General features: G+C 42.4%; 17 protein-coding genes. 6 read left to right on the top strand and 11 right to left on the bottom strand.

What is annotated here, in order from left to right; genetic code table 11:
• Positions 1-41 precede the first annotated feature (41 nt).
• Both ACVBDY_RS02030 and ACVBDY_RS02025 read left to right on the top strand, forming a co-directional pair.
• A complete protein-coding gene (locus ACVBDY_RS02030) occupies positions 42-440 on the top strand; it encodes a hypothetical protein (RefSeq protein WP_447173800.1) in 399 nt (132 codons plus the stop codon).
• A 5-nt stretch (positions 441-445) separates the two neighbouring features.
• Positions 446-1333, top strand: coding sequence for an IS3 family transposase (locus ACVBDY_RS02025; RefSeq protein WP_447173799.1), 888 nt, complete (start codon positions 446-448; stop codon positions 1331-1333).
• Between the two features lie 73 nt (positions 1334-1406).
• Here the strand turns inward: ACVBDY_RS02025 and ACVBDY_RS02020 are convergent, their stop codons facing one another.
• From ACVBDY_RS02020 to ACVBDY_RS01990, 7 genes are all read right to left on the bottom strand, one after another.
• Positions 1407-1916 carry an OmpH/Skp family outer membrane protein gene (locus tag ACVBDY_RS02020; RefSeq protein ID WP_447173798.1) on the bottom strand — a complete coding sequence of 170 codons (510 nt, stop codon included), beginning with the start codon at positions 1914-1916 and terminating at the stop codon, positions 1407-1409.
• Between the two features lie 28 nt (positions 1917-1944).
• Positions 1945-2772 (bottom strand): OmpH/Skp family outer membrane protein, encoded by an 828-nt coding sequence (locus ACVBDY_RS02015; RefSeq protein WP_447173797.1) that lies wholly within the window; start codon positions 2770-2772, stop codon positions 1945-1947.
• A gap of 302 nt (positions 2773-3074) precedes the next feature.
• Positions 3075-5648: an outer membrane protein assembly factor BamA gene (gene bamA / locus ACVBDY_RS02010; protein ID WP_447173796.1), complete on the bottom strand. Its 2574-nt coding sequence runs from the start codon at positions 5646-5648 to the stop codon at positions 3075-3077.
• A 7-nt stretch (positions 5649-5655) separates the two neighbouring features.
• The gene (gene uppS, locus ACVBDY_RS02005; RefSeq protein ID WP_447173802.1) at positions 5656-6399 is read right to left on the bottom strand and encodes an undecaprenyl pyrophosphate synthase; all 744 of its coding nucleotides are present in this window, start codon (positions 6397-6399) and stop codon (positions 5656-5658) included.
• 98 nt (positions 6400-6497) lie between these two features.
• Positions 6498-7235: a type IX secretion system protein PorG gene (gene porG, locus ACVBDY_RS02000; RefSeq protein WP_447173795.1), complete on the bottom strand. Its 738-nt coding sequence runs from the start codon at positions 7233-7235 to the stop codon at positions 6498-6500.
• A gap of 224 nt (positions 7236-7459) precedes the next feature.
• On the bottom strand, positions 7460-8344 hold the full coding sequence (locus tag ACVBDY_RS01995) for an NAD kinase (protein WP_447173794.1): 885 nt from the start codon (positions 8342-8344) through the stop codon (positions 7460-7462).
• A gap of 18 nt (positions 8345-8362) precedes the next feature.
• A complete protein-coding gene (locus ACVBDY_RS01990) occupies positions 8363-9019 on the bottom strand; it encodes a CBS domain-containing protein (RefSeq protein ID WP_447173793.1) in 657 nt (218 codons plus the stop codon).
• Between the two features lie 169 nt (positions 9020-9188).
• Between ACVBDY_RS01990 and ACVBDY_RS01985 the strand changes: the two genes are divergently transcribed.
• Positions 9189-9905, top strand: a complete 717-nt coding sequence (locus tag ACVBDY_RS01985; protein WP_447173792.1) for a pyridoxine 5'-phosphate synthase — start codon at positions 9189-9191, stop codon at positions 9903-9905.
• 51 nt (positions 9906-9956) lie between these two features.
• Here the strand turns inward: ACVBDY_RS01985 and lipB are convergent, their stop codons facing one another.
• Together lipB and ACVBDY_RS01975 are read right to left on the bottom strand one after the other, a co-directional pair.
• A complete protein-coding gene (gene lipB, locus ACVBDY_RS01980; RefSeq protein WP_447173791.1) occupies positions 9957-10682 on the bottom strand; it encodes a lipoyl(octanoyl) transferase LipB in 726 nt (241 codons plus the stop codon).
• 74 nt (positions 10683-10756) lie between these two features.
• On the bottom strand, positions 10757-10915 hold the full coding sequence (locus ACVBDY_RS01975; RefSeq protein WP_072318675.1) for a YqaE/Pmp3 family membrane protein: 159 nt from the start codon (positions 10913-10915) through the stop codon (positions 10757-10759).
• A gap of 360 nt (positions 10916-11275) precedes the next feature.
• Between ACVBDY_RS01975 and lysS the strand changes: the two genes are divergently transcribed.
• Together lysS and ACVBDY_RS01965 are read left to right on the top strand one after the other, a co-directional pair.
• Entirely contained in the window at positions 11276-12973 is a 1698-nt protein-coding gene (gene lysS / locus ACVBDY_RS01970) for a lysine--tRNA ligase (protein WP_447173790.1), read from the top strand.
• A gap of 146 nt (positions 12974-13119) precedes the next feature.
• Positions 13120-13578 (top strand): DUF4890 domain-containing protein, encoded by a 459-nt coding sequence (locus ACVBDY_RS01965; RefSeq protein ID WP_447173789.1) that lies wholly within the window; start codon positions 13120-13122, stop codon positions 13576-13578.
• A gap of 43 nt (positions 13579-13621) precedes the next feature.
• On the opposite strand, the gene ACVBDY_RS01960 is transcribed toward ACVBDY_RS01965, so the two are convergent.
• Entirely contained in the window at positions 13622-14902 is a 1281-nt protein-coding gene (locus tag ACVBDY_RS01960) for a serine hydrolase domain-containing protein (RefSeq protein ID WP_447173788.1), read from the bottom strand.
• Between the two features lie 305 nt (positions 14903-15207).
• Here ACVBDY_RS01960 and metK point away from each other — a divergent pair, with 305 nt between their 5' ends.
• Positions 15208-16464: a methionine adenosyltransferase gene (metK, locus tag ACVBDY_RS01955; RefSeq protein ID WP_447173787.1), complete on the top strand. Its 1257-nt coding sequence runs from the start codon at positions 15208-15210 to the stop codon at positions 16462-16464.
• A gap of 56 nt (positions 16465-16520) precedes the next feature.
• On the opposite strand, the gene ACVBDY_RS01950 is transcribed toward metK, so the two are convergent.
• On the bottom strand, positions 16521-18323 hold the full coding sequence (locus ACVBDY_RS01950; RefSeq protein ID WP_447173786.1) for an alkaline phosphatase: 1803 nt from the start codon (positions 18321-18323) through the stop codon (positions 16521-16523).
• Positions 18324-18837 lie beyond the last annotated feature (514 nt).

Genomic DNA, 18837 nt, shown 5'->3' with positions numbered 1-18837 from the left:
TGTCTCGTCCTGAAATAGCGTTACACTAAAATGAAAGTGTAATGAAAAAAGAACCACAGACGACTTATGTAAAGCGCACACAGAAAGACTATACGATGTCTTTTAAACTTCGAGTAGTGGGCGAAATAGAGCGCGGAGAGCTTACCCGATCACAAGCGTTAAGCAAATATGGGATTCAGGCTAAATCGACTATAGTGGATTGGTTGAAAAAATATGGTAATTTTGATTGGGATAATCAAAGTTATAACCCCATGCCCAAGAGTCCAGAACAACGAATCATCGAGTTAGAGCAAAAAATAAAGCTCTTAGAAAAACAGAAAGCCCGTGCAGAGCATATCGCCGAACGAGCAGACAAAAAGGCTATTTTGTTCGATATGATGATAGAGCTTGCTGAAAAAGAATATAACATTCCTATCAGAAAAAACTCCAAACCCAAGTAATCGATATGTTTAGGGCATATTATGATGAAAGTATCTCATCGACCTGTGAGTTACTTGGGGTCAGCAGGCAGGTGTATTACAGAGCAATTACATCCAGAAAAAAACGGCAAGCCACGGCCGAAAAAGTCCTCGAACTGGTCAAAGAGGTCCGTATGGAACTTCCTAAGGTTGGAACAAGGAAGCTGTACCATATCTTACAAGACCCCTTACAAGATCTGTCCGTAGGGAGGGATCGTTTATTTGCTATACTTAAGGCTAATCATTTGTTGATAAAGCACAAGCGAAGTTACCATATAACCACCAACTCGCACCATCGCTTCAAAAAGCATAAAAACCTGATCGAAGATAAGGTTATTGATAGACCAGAACAACTATGGGTAGCGGATATTACCTATATAGGAACCAGGCAAAACCCCATGTATTTATCGCTTATCACAGATGCATATTCCAAAAAGATTGTTGGATACTCCCTATCCAATACCTTGGAAACAGATAGCTCTGTTAAAGCATTAAAATTTGCTATTAAAAACAGAAGTTACCCTAAAAAGCGATTAATACATCATTCCGACAGAGGTTTTCAATATTGCAGTAAAGAGTACCAGAAAATATTGGCGAAAAACCACATAAAATGCAGTATGACTGAATCCTATGACCCTTATCAAAATGCTGTTGCCGAACGTATCAATGGTATTTTAAAGCAGGAGTTCTTGATCGATATCCAAAAGTTAGATATCAATACCGTGAAACAAATCGTGAAACAAAGTATCGCTATTTACAACGCAAAAAGACCACATCTGTCATGTGCTATGAACACGCCAGAAGACATGCACAAACAAAATGAAGTAAAAATAAAATCGTACAAAAAGAAAATATCCCATCAAACGATCGTTTGATGGGATATTTAGTATTTTTAATCCTGTTAATCCTGTAACGCTTTTTTAGGACGCTACATAAACTTGTTATTGATTAAAATCCAAGTTCCTTTTTCACATCGGCAAGGAGATCCTTCCCATCTGCAAGGAGAATCCCTGAATTAGGCGAAGAATCCAGTACATACTGAAATCCTTGTGCTCTTCCCACTTTTTGTATAGCTTTCTGAGCTTTTTCCAGGATGGGCTGAATTAACTCCATTTGTTTTTTCTGAAGTTCCTGTTCAGCAGTTTGACGTGCCTGCATGATATTATTCTGCATTCCCTGCACTTCTTCTGCTCTTTTTCTGTTCTCATCCTCGCTCTTTGTACCGGCTTCGCTCTCGTAGAGTTTTATTTTATTTTGCAATTCCTGACCGGAACTTTGCAGATCAGCAGAATACTGCTTTTCCAGTTTTTCCAATTCTGCCCTAGCCGCTTTCATCTCCGGCATATCCTCCACTAATTGCTGCACGTTTACGTGAGCAACTTTACTCTGTGCGCTTGCAAAACTAACAGCTCCTACAGCTAATACAAAAGCAATGGCTAACGTTTTTAATTGTTTCATAATTTCAAGAATAATAAATGTTTAAGTGTTAATTGTTATCGTTATTTTCTTCTTCCTTCTTTTGTGCTCTTTCTTCCTGTTTTTTTCTTCGCTCTTCTTCTTTGGCTTTTCTGTAAGCCTCTCTCTCCTCCAGGATTTGTTGTCTTCGCTCTTCGTATTCCCGCTTCCTTTCTTCTCTTTCCTGTATCCTTTCCTGTCTTTTCTCTTCCAGGATACGGGCTCTCTCGTCTCTTTCTTCTTCTACCTTTTCCTTCTCTGCCTGTCTATCCGGGTCCACTTCACGGCTTACATCCTCAAATTTATTCTTCGCACTTCCTGAATTCCTCTCATCTGTTTTCCTTGTCCGGTCTATACTTTTCAAAATTTGGTCGCTAATATCGTGTTTTTTATTGGAATACAACATAACCACATCGGCAGACCTGTCGAAAACAAAATCATATGCCCTTCTGTTAGCTATTTCCTGTACTGCATTAAACACTCTGTCCTGCACCGGCTTTACCAACAAACGCTTTTGACGGACCATATCTCCTTCCGGTCCGAACCTGTCCTGTTGATATTGCAACATATCTTCTTCTGCCAGTTGTATCTCTTCCTCCCTCTCTTCTATCAATTCTTTGGTTAACAATACCTTTTCAGCATCCAGTTCTTTTTTCATCTGTGCAATGGCGTTTTTCTTTTCTTCCACCTCCATTTTCCACTTTTCCACCCTTGAATTCAGTTGCGAACTGGCTTCCTGGTATTCCTGAACATTTTCCAGGATATATTCCATATCTATATATGCTATCCTCACCCCTCTCTGGGCCTGTGCCGCCCATGCGGATGCCAATAACAGTATAAAAAGAACTTTAGCCTTCATTTGTTTATTGTTTGAAATTTCGCCTGAAATTAACAATTTTTTTGGCAAACTCCGGCTATAATGTAAATATATATTTTCTTCCGGAACCGAAATTCTATATATGTTACCGGATAAAGCCCTTACGCATATTCCTCAGGAAAATATGTAAAAACCTCTCCGGATTGTTTCCTTTTCGACATCTTCATCGCTTCAGACATAAACCGCCACTACAAATCATTCGGCCACAACAGCAACAGTACCTGCAAGAACTTTATGTGCAACACACTCTATCCTTGCTTATCATAGAAAATATCATGCCAAAGTTAAAATTGCTGACCGATAATGAAGTGTGTTTCCCATCCGTTCTTCTGTCCGGTACCGTCTATGGAATCGAATCCGTGTCCGAAATCGATACCCAGTAATCCGAATGCCGGCATAAAGATACGCAGACCAAAACCTGCAGACCTTTTCAACTGGAACGGGTTGTAGTTTTTAAAGCTGTCGAAGCCGGCCCCTCCTTCGGCAAAGACCAGTCCGTAGATGGAAGCCGATGGTTTAAGGGTTAATGGATAACGTAGCTCCATGGAAAACTTATTATATATCGTAGAACCGATATTCGGCGATAAAGACTGGTTCGGATACCCTCTCAACTGTACGGTCTCCCTACTATCCAGCGTGTAATTCGCCATTCCGTCTCCTCCGAGGAAGAATCGTTCGAAAGGCACAACGCCTCTGTCCTGATTATATGCTCCGAGGTAACCGAAATTAGCCGATGTTTTTAGAACGAGATCACCCACAAGCCTGTTATACCATTCCCCGTCAAACTTGATCTTATAGAATTCCAGCCACTTGATCTTTTCCTGTTCTATTTTTTGTACATCAGGCTCCGGATTACCGTCCTCATCCAATATTATATTACCGTCTTCATCTCTCGCCTGAAAATCTTTATCATCACCCAGATTGGCATAGTCTACACCATCAAACAGGGAGTACGGCGGTGTTATCCTGGCAGAGATCGTAAACCTCGATCCCGTACGCGGATATATAAGCTTCGGAAATCTGTTATCTCTTGAAAGCGCTATGGTATAGGCTATGTTTCTTGCAAAACCACTGCTCCCGAAACCGAAAAGACCTATGTTATAATTCTCCAGGTCATAGTACTGGAAACTCAGGGCATGCGACAAGGTAAAATAGTCATCAGGCACTTCCAGTCGCTTAGCCAGACCGAATGTTAAACTGGTTATATAAAATCTTTGGCTTTTATCCGGCCTTCCAGTCTGCCAATCGTAGTAAAACTGACGGCTATGCGATAAAGATGCAGAGAACTGAGTAGGCTTTTTACCTCCTAACCACGGTTCTGCAAAAGAAAAGCTATAGGTCTGGTAAAAACGGCTGGCCTGTAATCGCAATGCCAGGGTCTGGCCGTCTCCCATCGGTACGGGTTTGTATGCTTTCTTTTTAAATAAATCTTTAATAGCAAAGTTACTGAACGACAGTCCGAGCGTACCGATGAATCCGCCGCCACCGTAGCCTCCCTGGAGTTCTATCTGGCTGGAACCTTTTTCGATAAGTCCGTATTCGATATCCACGGTACCGGCATCCGGATTGGCATTTTTGATATCCGGAGTAACTGCTTCCTGGTCAAAATACCCGAGTCCGCCAAGTTCCCGGATCGTACGGATCACATTTTCCTTACTGTATTTCTGTCCTGGTCTGGTACGCATTTCCCTATAGATAACGTGATCGTTGGTCTTGTCGTTACCGGACACTCGTACGTCATTGAAATAGGCCAGTTTACCTTCTATAATACGTATTTCAAAATCGATGGTATCATTTTTCGCAGATATCTCCACCGGGTTAATGGAAGAGAACAAGTAACCGTTGTTCTGATATTGATTGGTAATATCATCTCCATCCGGTTTGGTATCATCCTGTATCCTTTTTCTCAGTAACACCCCATTGTACGTATCTCCCGGCGCAATTCCCAGGAGGGAGGCAAGCTGACGGTCACTGTAAACGGTATTCCCGACAAAATCGATTTTTCCGAAGTAATACTTATCTCCTTCTTCCAGGTCTATATTGATATTTATTTTACTGGTCTCGTTATCCATTACCGTATCGGCAATTATCCTGGCATCCCTATACCCTTTTTCCTTATATTTATCTATAAGCGACACAAGGTCCGTCTTATAATCTTCAGGAATGAATTTGGATTTTTTCCAGAAACGCCCGAAGGCTTTTCTTTTGGTGTTCTTCATGGCCTTCCGGAGCGTTTTATCTTTCAGCGCCTCGTTGCCATCGAAGGTAATGTCTTTTACTTTTACCTTTTCTCCCCTGTTTATATTTACCTGCATTTTCACAGCATTCACTGCGGAAGTGTCCGGGGCGGTAATAATATTGGCTTTCGCATGCAGAAAACCTTGTTTTTTATATTTATTTACGAGAAAGTTCTTAGTGTTGGTAATAAAACTCTCCGTAACCCTTTTACCTTTCTTTATATCTGCCTCCTTAAGTACGGCTTCTCCTTTCTTCTTTTTCAATCCCTGGATCTTCACAGAGGAAAGGGTGGGTACTTCCTGTATATTGAGTTCCAGGAAAATCTTGTCACCTTCCACATGGTCTATATAGAAGTTTACATCACTGAACAACTCCAGTTTCCACAGTTTTTTAATAACATTGGTTATTTGTTCTCCGGGAACGGTTATTTCCTGGCCCACACGAAGACCGCTATAGGTAATCACGGTTTGTGTATTATAGCTTTTTACCCCGGTAACTTCAATCCCCCCCAGTATATATTTCTTTCCTTTATCAAACTTAATTTCCTGGGCTGTTAAAACGGTGTTATTGCAAATAAGCACAAAGAATGTGATAATTACTCCAAAATATCTCTTGCGCATGCTATTCTCAGTTAAGTTGTTCGCTAGTTTTTCCAAATCTACGTTCCCTGTTTTGATAGTTTAAAATTGCCTCATACAGTTTTTCCTTATTAAAGTCCGGCCATAGGGTTTCCGTAAAATAAAGCTCGGCATAGGCTATCTGCCATAGCAAAAAATTACTCACCCGAACCTCCCCGCTAGTACGGATAAGCAGGTCTACATCCGGTAAATTTTGCGTGTAAAGATGCTCATTTATAACCGATTCGTCAATATCTTCGGCAGAAATTATATTATTTTTAACTTTAAAACTTATCGCTTGTACTGCATTTTTAAGTTCTTCTCTGGAGCCATAGCTAAGCGCTAGGGTAAGTGTCATCCGATTGTTATTTTTGGTTTTTTCAATAACAGCCTCCAGTTTTTTGGACACGGTAGCAGGTAGTGATTCCATCCTTCCGATGGCCTGGAGCCGGATATTATTGTCGGTAAGTGTTTTGAGTTCTTTGCGCAGTGATGTGATAAGGAGCTTCATCAGGGTCTCCACTTCCAGCTTGGGCCGATTCCAGTTTTCGGTTGAAAAAGCGTACAGGGTAAGGTTTTCCACTCCCAGTTCGGCGCATGCCTCTACGACCTGGCGTACTGCAACGGCACCTTTTTCATGTCCGAACACCCTTAATTTACCTCTTTGCTTTGCCCACCGGCCATTGCCGTCCATTATAATAGCAATGTGCTTTGGCAATCTTCCCTTATCTATGGCGTCTTTTATCTTATCCATTAAAGCATATTCATCAACAGGCGCTTTTACCTGTTGTATTTTTCTTCTCTCTTCCACAGGTTGCAAACCTGTCCGCTGCACAGCGAAAAACGGATCTGTTATTCATAACAAAAGGTACATGGCCTTTTGCCGAATGTATAGGTTACGGTAATGCCGCTAAAGACATACCAGTCTTTACTATTATAATTTCCGAAGCGTTCATAATTCACCCCGGGATCTCTTTCCGGGTTACTACCGTCCAGATCATTGGCAAACGTATATCTTGCAATAACTTCTGCTCCCAATACCAGATTGGGCAATACTTCTCCTTTTACTCCCAGGCCAAAGGGAAAGGCAATAGACGTTCTTCTCTCCTGTGTTGTCAATCTTCCCATGGCCTCACTATAATAGAACATACGATAATTAAACGCCGAAATCCCCCCGTAAATATAGGGAGTAAAGGGTTTGTGAAGGGTATGCAGGTCATATTCCCAAAAGTTAAACTCCATACCTAAGGAAGCTTCCAGTATCCGGTTGGAAAACGAATATCCCCGCTCCTGTCTTCCGGAATTACCCGAATCTGCATCATCCGCGTGCAAGTTGGAATACGACAAACTTGCACGGTACGCATATCGCGTACTCTTATTCCATTTATACAATCCCCCGACTGCCAGTTTATTAGGGTTTATATAATTGGTTTTCCCCACATCTCCTATAAAATTACTTCCTCCAAGAAATACCCCTATTTCATGTATCTGGGCCATTCCTGCCTGTACACCTAACAGAAAAAAGACTATGATCATTCCTTTTCTCATATGCTCTAAAAGTTCGCAAATATAATAATTAAGATTGCTCATGGGTAATTTCCTTTAAATTAGTATGCTTAAACAACAGATTTAAAGGTTTTTTATTGTTTTCCGGGAATGAAACATAAGGTTATTAAAGCACATTTCACGCATGCTGGCCTTCCTTTTTCTTTTGTTTTCGTTATTTCCGGACCAAACTACGCCGTATTTAATTGCCGGGCCTACAAAAACAGTTATTTTTTCCATGTTTTTCATTACACAACAGGAGGAAGACTTCAATTGCGCCTGTCTTCTCCCCAAAGAAGTTTATTTCTGAGTGTTTTTAAAAAACTTTCCGCCCTCAATTCTATCATTTTCATGGCAAAAGGGGCTTTTCGGATAATTATCTCCGTCTCTTCCGTTAAGGTAGCCAGTCTGGAATCAAGGGAAATGAGGTAATTCGGTTCTCTTCCCGAAACCCTTAATCTGATCACAGTGTCATCCGGTATGACCAGCGGCCTGGCATTGAGGTTGTGAGGCGCGATGGGAGTAATCACAAACCCGGTGGTATCCGGAGTGAGCACTGGTCCGCCACAACTCAGAGAATAACCGGTAGAACCGGTAGGCGTGGCGATAATAAGCCCATCTGCCCAATAGGAAGTAAGATACTCGTCATTCAGGTATGTCGCCACGGTAATCATAGAAGTCGTATCTTTTCGGCTCACCGCAACTTCGTTCAGGGCAAAATTCAGTTCGGCCAGGTCTTTGTTCTCCGGACTGGTGTTTATTTCGAGGAGGGTCCTGTCCACCACATCGTATTCTCCCCGGACTATACTCTCTACGGCCTGACGAATGTTTTCTTTCTGTACCGTAGCGAGAAATCCCAATCTGCCCGTATTTATTCCCAATACCGGAATACCGTGGTCACGAATATAAAGGACCGTACGCAAAATGGTACCATCACCTCCCATGCTGAAAAACATATCACAACCGGAATCCAGGTCATCAAATGATGAAAACGTCTCATACACCCTCTTATTACCCAGAAAATGCCGGATAAGTTCCAGGTATTTCGCCTCAACGATCACTTCTATACCCTTTTCTTCCAAAACTTCCAGCAGCGTGAGTACATATTCCTCGCTGCCATCGTGATAAAATTGTCCGAATACACCTACCTTCATACCGAGGGAACTGTTTTTTTATATGTTAAGGAATTTCCTTAAGTAATTTGACCTTTCTTTTAAGTTTTCCATATACATATCGTCCTCATTTCCCAAAATGATATTGTAGCCGTACCTCCGGAACGATTGCATTATGGAATTGAGTCCCGTATTTCCTACCTTGAGTGTTATTTGTGTCAAATCTCCTTCATTCCGTGAAATAAATGCTCCCAACAGTTTGCCGTTATCACTTTCTACAATTTGTGATATTTCACTAAAGGTAAAGTCGGCACTTCCCTTTTCGACGATAAGTATCCCGCCGGGTTCATTAAAAAAGGGAGTCTCCCGGAAAAGTCCCATAACATCGGTCAATTCATAATATCCGAGATATTTGCCCTCTTTATTCAACACAGGCATTACATTGGCGTTATTCTTCGCAAACGCCTCCAGAACTTCGAGCCAGTTGGTATTTTCACTAACAAAAAAAATGTCCAGCGCATAACCGTAATCCGACACCTTTTTTTCAAGGTCAAAACCGGCCATATCTTCTTCGGAGATATTACCAACCAGGTTCCCGTCGCTGACTACAGGCAAATGGGTATTGGTAAGTTCAAAGAAGAACTCCTGTACCTTCTTTACAGTATCGTCCGGCGATACCGGTGAGACATCATAATTTATAAAAGAATTTATCTCCATACCTGTTTTTTACATTACAAAAGGCTTACAGGACCTCTCCGCTCTGTTCTTCTGCTCTTTCAGGCAGTACTTATATGCTTCCAAGTTATATTTAGGACAGCAAATTAATTAAATTATGTGAGAAAAAAGCAGGATGAACTTTGTATTTTTGTCCATATTTATTATTTGTATGACCAAGTTAAGTGTAAACATCAATAAAATAGCCACCCTGCGAAATTCAAGAGGCGGCAATGTACCGGATCTCCTGAAAATGGCAAGGGATATACAGGATTTTGGTGCCCAGGGAATTACCATACACCCAAGACCAGATGAACGTCATATACGGTACCAGGATGCCAGGGACCTAAAAGACATTGTTCATACGGAATACAATATAGAAGGTAACCCGGTTGAAAAATTTATGGAACTCGTCCTCGAGGTAAAACCAACCCAGGTAACCCTCGTCCCGGACGCGGAAGACGCCATTACTTCCAATGCAGGATGGGATACTGTTAAGCACAAGGATTTCCTGCGTGAGGTAATTACTGAATTCAAACGAAACGGTATACGCACATCCATTTTTACTGATCCGGACATCAAAATGATCGAAGGGGCTGTAGCTACGGGAACAGACCGGGTAGAATTATATACCGAAGCCTATGCCGCGACTTATGAAAAGGGAAATAAAAACGGAATAACTCCGTATACAGAAGCAGCAAAAGTGGCTAATTCACTCGGACTGGGCATTAATGCCGGGCACGACCTTAGCCTGGATAATGTCCGTTTTTTCAAAGAAAATATTCCGGGACTGCTGGAAGTTTCCATCGGCCACGCCCTTATCGCCGAATCTCTCTATCTGGGTATAGAGAACGTCGTGAACATGTACCTAAACAAGTTAAAGGATTAAGCCCAAAGAAAACAGAAGAATTTCGCGAAAAGAACCGATCAGAATAAATTTTTATTCACCGGCAACAGTTTCGGCTGTTGCCAATGGTTCCGCTTCAAAAAGTTCAAAAAAATGTTTTTGTATTTTTTCCTTAACCTCTTTTTCGGACACTTCCTGTTTGCCCAGTTCCACATTCAGGGAAGTAACGGCTTTGCCCCGTATACCACAGGGAACAATATTGTCAAAATATCCCAGGTCGGCATTGACATTCAGTGCAAAACCATGCATAGTCACCCACCGGGATGCACGTACACCCATTGCGCATATTTTCCTGGCAAACGGTGTTCCCACATCCAGCCACACTCCGGTTTCACCTTCACTCCGGGCTGCTTTTATACCGTATTCGGCAAGGGTAAGGATAATTACTTCCTCCAGAAAACGGAGGTACTTATGTATGTCGGTAAAATAATTATCAAGATCCAGAATGGGATAACCGACGATCTGGCCGGGGCCGTGATAGGTTATATCCCCTCCCCTGTTAATCTTGTAAAATGACGCTCCTTTTTCCGTAAGTTGTCTTTCATTGAGTAGCATATTCTGTATATCCCCGCTTTTTCCAAGGGTATAAACATGAGGATGTTCTACAAACAAAAGATAGTTTGGCGTCTTCAGGTCCGTTCCTTCCCTTCTGTTCTTTATCTTCAGCTCCAGTATCCCCTGAAAAAGTTCTTCCTGGTAATCCCACACTTCTTTATAATCCCGAAGGCCTAAATCCTGTATTTCAACTTGCTTGTTCATAATGCAAAGATAAAGATTAAAGCGTGAACTCCTACCGACATATCCTCCGGGTACGCTGCCACGGAAGGTGCTGCTTACCTGTTGGGATTATTCAGAATAACAAGTGCCGCGATAACCCCGGGGATCCAGCCGCAAAGCGTCAGTAAAAAAACAATAACAACAGAACCACATCCCTTGTCCAGAACAGCCAGGGGCGGAAATAGAATGGACAACAATACTCTCCAGATACTCATATATATTATTTTACGGCAGGTATTACAATACGGACACGTCAAAGCTTTCCGGTTGTACCGATCGCAATTTTCCCGCTCTTGATTGATGGTACTAATAAGACTGAAATCCGGCTTTTTTGTTACAGCCAGTTTTTATTTTTTTTTCGGAAAAATCTCCTATAAAGAGATCCCGGAATAGCATACAAAATGACCGGGCCGGAAACCGAGGGTATAAAAATATAGCTTCCTCTTCAATCTCCTTGTCGTTTTCATATAGTTTTATCACTTTACACAAAGTCATTTACTACATGCTTATAATATAAATTGTAATTATCTTTGCACCTTTAAAAGAAGAACCGAAATTAATTTTACAGCTTGACTATGCAGCTTTCAGAACAGGAAATCGTTAGAAGGGAAAAACTCGGAAAGTTGAGGGAATTGGGCATTGACCCTTATCCCGCAGCTTTGTATCCGGTAGACAATACATCGCGGCAGATAAAAGACCATTATGAAGAAGGAAAAGAAGTGGTTATCGCCGGGCGTCTGATGAGCAGGAGGATACAGGGTAAGGCTTCTTTCGCAGAGTTACAGGACAGCGAAGGAAGAATACAGGTATATTTTAATCGAGACGAGATATGCCAGGATGAAGATAAGACCAAGTACAACGAAGTTTATAAAAAGCTGCTGGACATAGGTGATATTATAGGAGTGAAAGGCGAACTGTTCACCACCCAGGTGGGAGAAAAAACCGTAATGGTTAAGGATTTTACCATTCTTAACAAATCCCTCCGGCCACTTCCGTTACCTAAAGTAGATAATGAAGGAAGGACTTATGACGAATTTAACGATCCGGAACTGCGTTATCGCCAACGTTATGTAGACCTGGTTGTCAATCCGCATGTAAAGGAAACTTTTATAAAGCGAACCAGGATTACCAACAGTATCCGGGGATTTTTCAACAGCAGGGGATACCTGGAAGTAGAAACCCCCATACTACAACCTATTCCGGGAGGAGCCGCGGCAAGGCCGTTTATTACACATCATAACGCATTGAATATGCCGCTCTATCTCCGTATTGCTAACGAGCTTTACCTCAAAAGACTTATAGTTGGAGGTTTTGACGGTGTGTATGAATTTTCCAAGGATTTCCGCAACGAAGGAATGGACCGCACACACAACCCGGAATTCACGGTAATGGAACTCTATGTCGCCTACAAGGATTATCACTGGATGATGGATACCACGGAGCAATTACTGGAAAAAGTGGCTATGGATTCCAACGGTACTTCCACGATAAAGGTAGGTGAAAATGAAATAAATTTCAAAGCCCCTTACCCGCGGGTTCCCATATTACAGGCCATTGAAGATCATACTGGTTTTGACGTTGCCGGCATGAACGAAGAGCAGATCCGGGAAGTTTGTAAAAAACTGGATATCCCGGTTGATAATACTATGGGAAAAGGAAAGCTGATCGATGAGATCTTCGGTGAAAAATGTGAGCATCATTACATTCAGCCTACATTCATTACAGACTATCCGAAGGAAATGAGTCCGCTGACCAAAGAACACCGGGACAATCCCGAATTGACCGAGCGTTTTGAACTTATGGTTAACGGGAAGGAACTGGCAAACGCCTATTCCGAACTGAACGATCCTATCGATCAACGTCAGCGTTTCGAGGATCAACTCAAATTGTCCGAAAAGGGAGACGACGAAGCCATGTTTATCGATCAGGACTTCCTTCGCGCCCTGGAATACGGTATGCCTCCTACATCCGGAATAGGGATAGGGATAGACCGCCTGGTCATGCTTATGACAAATAACGCTTCAATACAAGAAGTGCTGTTTTTCCCGCAAATGCGACCGGAGAAAAAACCATTGGAGCTCAATGATAATGAAAAAGTCATTATCGATATACTCCGCAAACACAGGTCTATAGCACTGGACGAATTGAAAACTGCCGCAGAACTGAGCAATAAAGCTTGGGACAAAGGCATGAAAGGGTTATCCAAACTCGGCCTGGTGAAAGTTGTTGCCGCAGGCAATTCTAAAACTGTGGAATTACAGGAACAGGATTAAACTCCGAAAAAGAGAAAAATATTCAAAGCCCGGAAACCTCGTATTTCCGGGCTTTTGTTGTTAATAATGTCACAAATTTCACTTTTAAATTTAAACTTTCATACCTCAATCCTGTCTAAGTAATTAAATCGTAAAAATTTAAGAGTATGAAAAAGTTATTAAGTTTAGCTATAGCACTCACATTGGTAACGGGGGTTATGGCACAGGAAAAAAGGGAAAGAAGAACTTTGGAAAAGAAAAAACACAGGGTAGAACGTTTTAAGGATTTCACACCAGAGCAAATGGCGGAATTGAGGACCAAACAAATGGCTCTTAAACTGGACCTCAGCCAGGCACAGCAAAAGGAAGTGCTGAAACTCAACACAGAACTTGCCGAGAAACGAAAAGCCGGATTTGAGAAATTCAAAGAAGCCAGGGCAGAGAAGAAAGAATGGACTGCAAAGGAGCGCTTTGCTTTTATGAACGAAAAACTGGACGCCCGCCTGGCTGTTCAGAATAAAATGAAGAACATACTGGACGAAGATCAGTACGCCCGATGGAAAAGAAGCTACGAAAGACCCAAAAAATCCTTTCAACACAGAAGGAAAGGAAATTGGGGTAAATAACTCCTGAGGCTCCCCTTATTAAATCCTGCTCCGGCAGGATTTTTTATTTCCCGGTATGTGCGGCATATACCATATTCTTGAATTTTGTAGAAATATCCCCCCATTCCTTATTGGGTATTTCCTGGGTAAGGATTACGGCTACAATCCCCGATTCCGGATCTACCCAGTAATGTGATCCGAAATAACCTCCCCACGAAAAAGAACCTTCATGCCAGGGAAGTGCAGCACTCCCTCTTGTGCCAACCACCTCGAACCCCAAACCGAACTTGTTACCGTAATGCAGGTTTATTTCACCTATCTGGTTCACCGTCATTAACCTTACGGTATCGGGGCTTAACAATCGCTTGCCGTCATATTCTCCCCCGTTTAGCAACATTTGCAGAAAAGCGGCATAATCCGATGCTGTAGAAGAAAGGCCTGCTCCCCCGGAGAAATACGTACTTCCCAATACGGGATAATCCTTATCGATCCCACCGTGGCTTACCTGGGGTGCCTCTACGGTCTCCCCAGCTTCGTTTTCCGAATATACTTCCGCAAGACGGTTTTGTTTGTCCCTTGGCAAATAGAAGTAAGTATCGTTCATCCCTATCGGCTCAAAAATCCTCTTATGGAAAAACCGGTCTAATGAAAGCCCGGAAACCACTTCAACGACGTAACCGAGAACATCGGTATTGAGGCCATAGGTGAATTTCTCTCCCGGTTGGTGTATCAGCGGAAGTTTACCGAGCGTCTTTATTTTATCTCCGAGTCTTACAGGAGCCGCTACAAAGCCTGCGGGAATGCCCGCCTTGGCATAAATAGCATTAGTCTCTTTACTTCCGATAACAGCATACCCGATCCCTGAAGTATGGGTTAGCAAATCACGTATGGTCACTTCTCTTGTAGCCGGAATCGTTGAATAAGTAGAATCGGCAGGATTGAAAGTATCGAGTACTGTAGGGTCCTTAAATTCCGGTATGTACAGCGAAACGGGATCGTCCAGCAATAATTTGCCTTCTTCAAATAACATCATTATTGCAACACTGGTAATAGCCTTCGTCTGTGAAGCTATCCGAAAAATGGTATTCGGCTCCATTTTTTTCTTTTCCGCAATGTCCGCATACCCGATTCCTTTATGATAAACAATTTTTCCGTCATGTGCGATCAGTGCAACCGCACCGGCAATTTTCTTATCTGACACATAGCCATCTATCATTTTGTCTATTCCTTCAAGACGTTCCCCGGAGAAACCGGCTTCATCGGGGTTGGCAGTATGTAATTCCTGGGAAAATATCGAGGTCCCGGCAGTCAGCAAGAGGCTGCATAATGTATATTTCAGTTTCATTGGTAAAAGATGATTGATTACAACTGCAATATAACAAATAAAATCTCAGATCAATATTTTTGCTTCTCAAATGGAATCAACATAATTCACAAATTCATTTTGCAATTCAAATCCGTTTCATACCTTTGTCATCGTACATTTAAAAGAGGAAGGATTTGACTGATTGCAACCTCGTGAAAAAAATGCTAAAACAGTTATCCTGTAGCCATTCCGGACCCGGCATCCCAAAATGCCGCAGGACAAACCGCTTTAGCCTTTCTTCCGGACAATCTTTCCTTCATACAATAACAAAATAAAATAAGATAATGGCTTATTTATTCACGTCCGAGTCTGTCAGTGAAGGACACCCGGACAAAGTAGCAGACCAAATATCCGACGCCCTTCTGGACCATTTCCTGGCATTTGACTCGGAATCAAAAGTAGCGTGCGAAACTCTGGTAACCACCGGGCAGGTAGTCCTGGCAGGCGAAGTAAAATCCAAGACCTACCTGGACCTGCAGAATATTGCCAGGGAAGTCATAAACAAGATAGGATATACGAAGGGAGAATACCAGTTCAGCGGAGATTCCTGCGGGGTTATTTCACTCATTCACGAACAGTCTCAGGACATCAACCAGGGCGTGGATCGGACCAGTAAGGAAGAACAGGGAGCCGGTGACCAGGGAATGATGTTTGGATACGCCACGAAGGAAACCGAAAACTACATGCCCCTTGCCCTGGATATTTCGCATAAAATATTGCAGACCCTGGCAGAACTCCGAAGGGAAGGAAAAGAGATCTCTTACCTCCGTCCGGATGCCAAAGCCCAGGTTACCATAGAATACAGTGATGATGATATCCCTCAACGAATTGTTACGATCGTGGTATCTACGCAACATGATGATTTTGACAAGGATGATATTGCTATGCTTCAAAAGATCAAAAAGGATATTATCGAGATCCTGATCCCAAAGGTAAAGGCGCAACTGCCGGAAAAACTGCAAAAACTTTTCACGGACAACATCCAATACCACATCAACCCGACGGGAAAATTCGTTATTGGAGGACCTCACGGAGATACCGGTCTTACCGGGAGGAAGATCATCATTGACACCTATGGCGGGAAAGGAGCACACGGCGGAGGCGCATTTTCCGGTAAAGACCCGAGCAAGGTAGACCGCAGCGGCGCTTATGCAGCGCGGCACATTGCGAAGAACCTGGTAGCCGCCGGAGTTGCGGACGAAGTACTGGTACAGGTGAGTTACGCCATTGGAGTGGTTGAACCGACATCCATAAGTGTTAACACCTACGGTAAAGCTCATATAGCCCTCAAGGACGGAGAAATAGCACAGATAGTAGAAAAACTATTTGACATGCGACCCGCAGCCATTGAAGAAAGGTTGAAACTACGCAATCCCATTTACCTGGAAACCGCAGCTTACGGCCATATGGGCAAAGAACCCCGGACAGTGACCAAAGTATTCGAATCTCCGTACAACGGAAGAATAGAAAAAGAGGTAGAACTGTTTACCTGGGAAAAACTGGATCATGTAGATAAAATAAAAGAGGCTTTTTCTATCTAAGAAGAAGAAAACTCATCTAGTTCATATTTACGGGGAAGAAAACAGAAACAGTTCTGTTATTTTTCCCCGTTTTTTATTTTCAATATCCGGACTATTTTATGAAATACTTCATTGTTTTCATAAACTCCTCTGAATTCTCCGGAATACGGTCCGTATGCGAAAATCGGTACCATAACCCCGGTGTGGTCGTTCGTCGTAAAATCGCCTTCTATCATTTTTTCCTTCAGATTGCCCTGGGGAATACTGAACCCGGAAGTTTCATGATCGGCTGTGATTATTACAAGTGTATTACCGGTTTTATCCGCAAATTTTACAGCTTCGGTAACCGCACGATCGAAGTCTATTCCTTCGGAAACAATTCCCGCGGTGTTATTGACATGACCATAGCTATCTATTTTCGCTCCCTCGGCCATCAGGAAAAAAGGTTTTTCTTTGGAAGACAAAAATTTTAATCCACCCGCAACAGCTTTTGCAAGCACCTCTTTTCTTCCTTCAATAATTCCCGGCAAACTTCCTTCGGAAAGAAATACGCCTGCCCTATCTGCTTTATTTTGCCTCAGACCTTCCAAAGAACTCGACACATCAAAATGCCGGTTTATTTCGTTACTGAAATCTTCTTTCCCTGCCCCGATGAACAAGGACAGGGAACTGCGGGACAGGTCCTCCGCTATACCGGAAGCTTCCGAACGATCCTTTCTATGTGCATAAAATGCGGAAGGTGTTGCTCCTGTTATTTTATCGGTAGTAATAATACCGGAGATGAATCCGTTATCAGACAGAAATTCTGTGATATTCCGTAGCGGTTTCTCTGTTTCCCCCATTCCGATAGCCCGGTTATATGTCTTTTCTCCGGTTGCCAATGCCGTTCCCCCGGCAGCCGAATCGGTAGTGAAATCATCTGCGGACTGGGTTTTAATGAACCCGATATTTTTCAGTTGTGTTAGGGTCAATGCTCCTCCATTTGCCAATACCGCCGAGGATATCTGCGTCAATCCGTTACCATCACCAATAAGTAAAATAACGTTTTTCACGGGGATTTCCTTTCCGTCTGAAGCATAAGTCGGAACATATACTTCCGAAGCAATCGTATTGTAATGTATGCGCTGTTCGAGGGTGTTCAGATATTCGGCTGCCCGGAAAGGCGTATCGGTATTGATAAAATCGAGCCCCATGTCCGTGAATGCTTTCCAGGCTGTTTTGGAATCCGGTGCGGCCCAGAAACGAAAAGGTTTGCCTAATGCATGGGCGCTATCTATTACGGCCTTTACTTTTTTACAATCTTCTTCAGTCAATCGGCCCAACCCGTTCCATTCCGAATAGTTCCTGAAATTAAGACTGATCATAGCCACTTTCTTCCATACTTCTTCGTCCTTGGGACGTTCCAGATTTTGATAGTCAAAAAGAATATATTCCGGATAGTCGGTATATTTTTCCGGGGATGGTCGATTCCCGGATATGACAACGGATATGTTATCATTTGCCGTTATTTCCGGATAAGCTTCCAAGACTTCGGTTAGTTGATCCAGCGTAACATCGGCTTCGGATTTGATATCTACAAGTAATTGTAAGTGCTCCGGCATGGGAAGTCCCAACTCCAATGTCTGTTTCAGGGGCTCCAGATAAAGACTTTCTATAGTCCGTTCTTCCTTTATTTCATCTTCTTCATGGGTGGCATACAACCTGCCATTACGAAGAAATATATCTACTTCTATGGAAGACAATCCGCCGGAAAAGGCAGTCCAGAACGGAACGTTCTGTTCATAATCGTTGTGGGAATGTATCTGTACCGGTTGCTGGGCATAGGAAACACTGATACTTATAAGGCACAATAAAAATCCGGATAGTGATGATCTGAACATATATTCTTTTTACAAAACAAAGATATGAATTACATTCTATACCTCTTTGCTCATGGGTTTGCAGGCAGCGAAGGTAAGCAGGCAGGCTTATTCCTTTGTTATAGTTGGGTTAATTTACGGTAATCTGATAGTATCAAAACTATCAGATTGAAATATCAATCAATTCCACCTACTATTCTTATTAACCTCAGGTAATTCAAAAATGACTATTTTATCCTGACTGTTTGCGTTCCATGCATCAGGTCAAATAACTTACTTTCACACTTAAAATATCTTTTTGTCCGTTTTATTAACTGCTTCCCTTTGGGAGGATAAGCATAAACTTTTATGCTTTGTTGACCACTCTCCATAATGGCAGTATTAATCGGTACTGCTGATGATATTTCACCCTCTTTCTACAAATGGGTCCATTAATTTAACCTTGACTTTTTGTTCTCCATTGGCAAGAATATAATGATTAATAAACTCCGGCCCGAATGCTCCATCTTCCAAATCAACATCCAGAACAACATCA

The organism is Sinomicrobium halophytocola (assembly GCF_052983395.1).
Note: the sequence above shows the minus strand (reverse complement) of the source record. Positions and strands in the feature narration are given on the sequence as shown.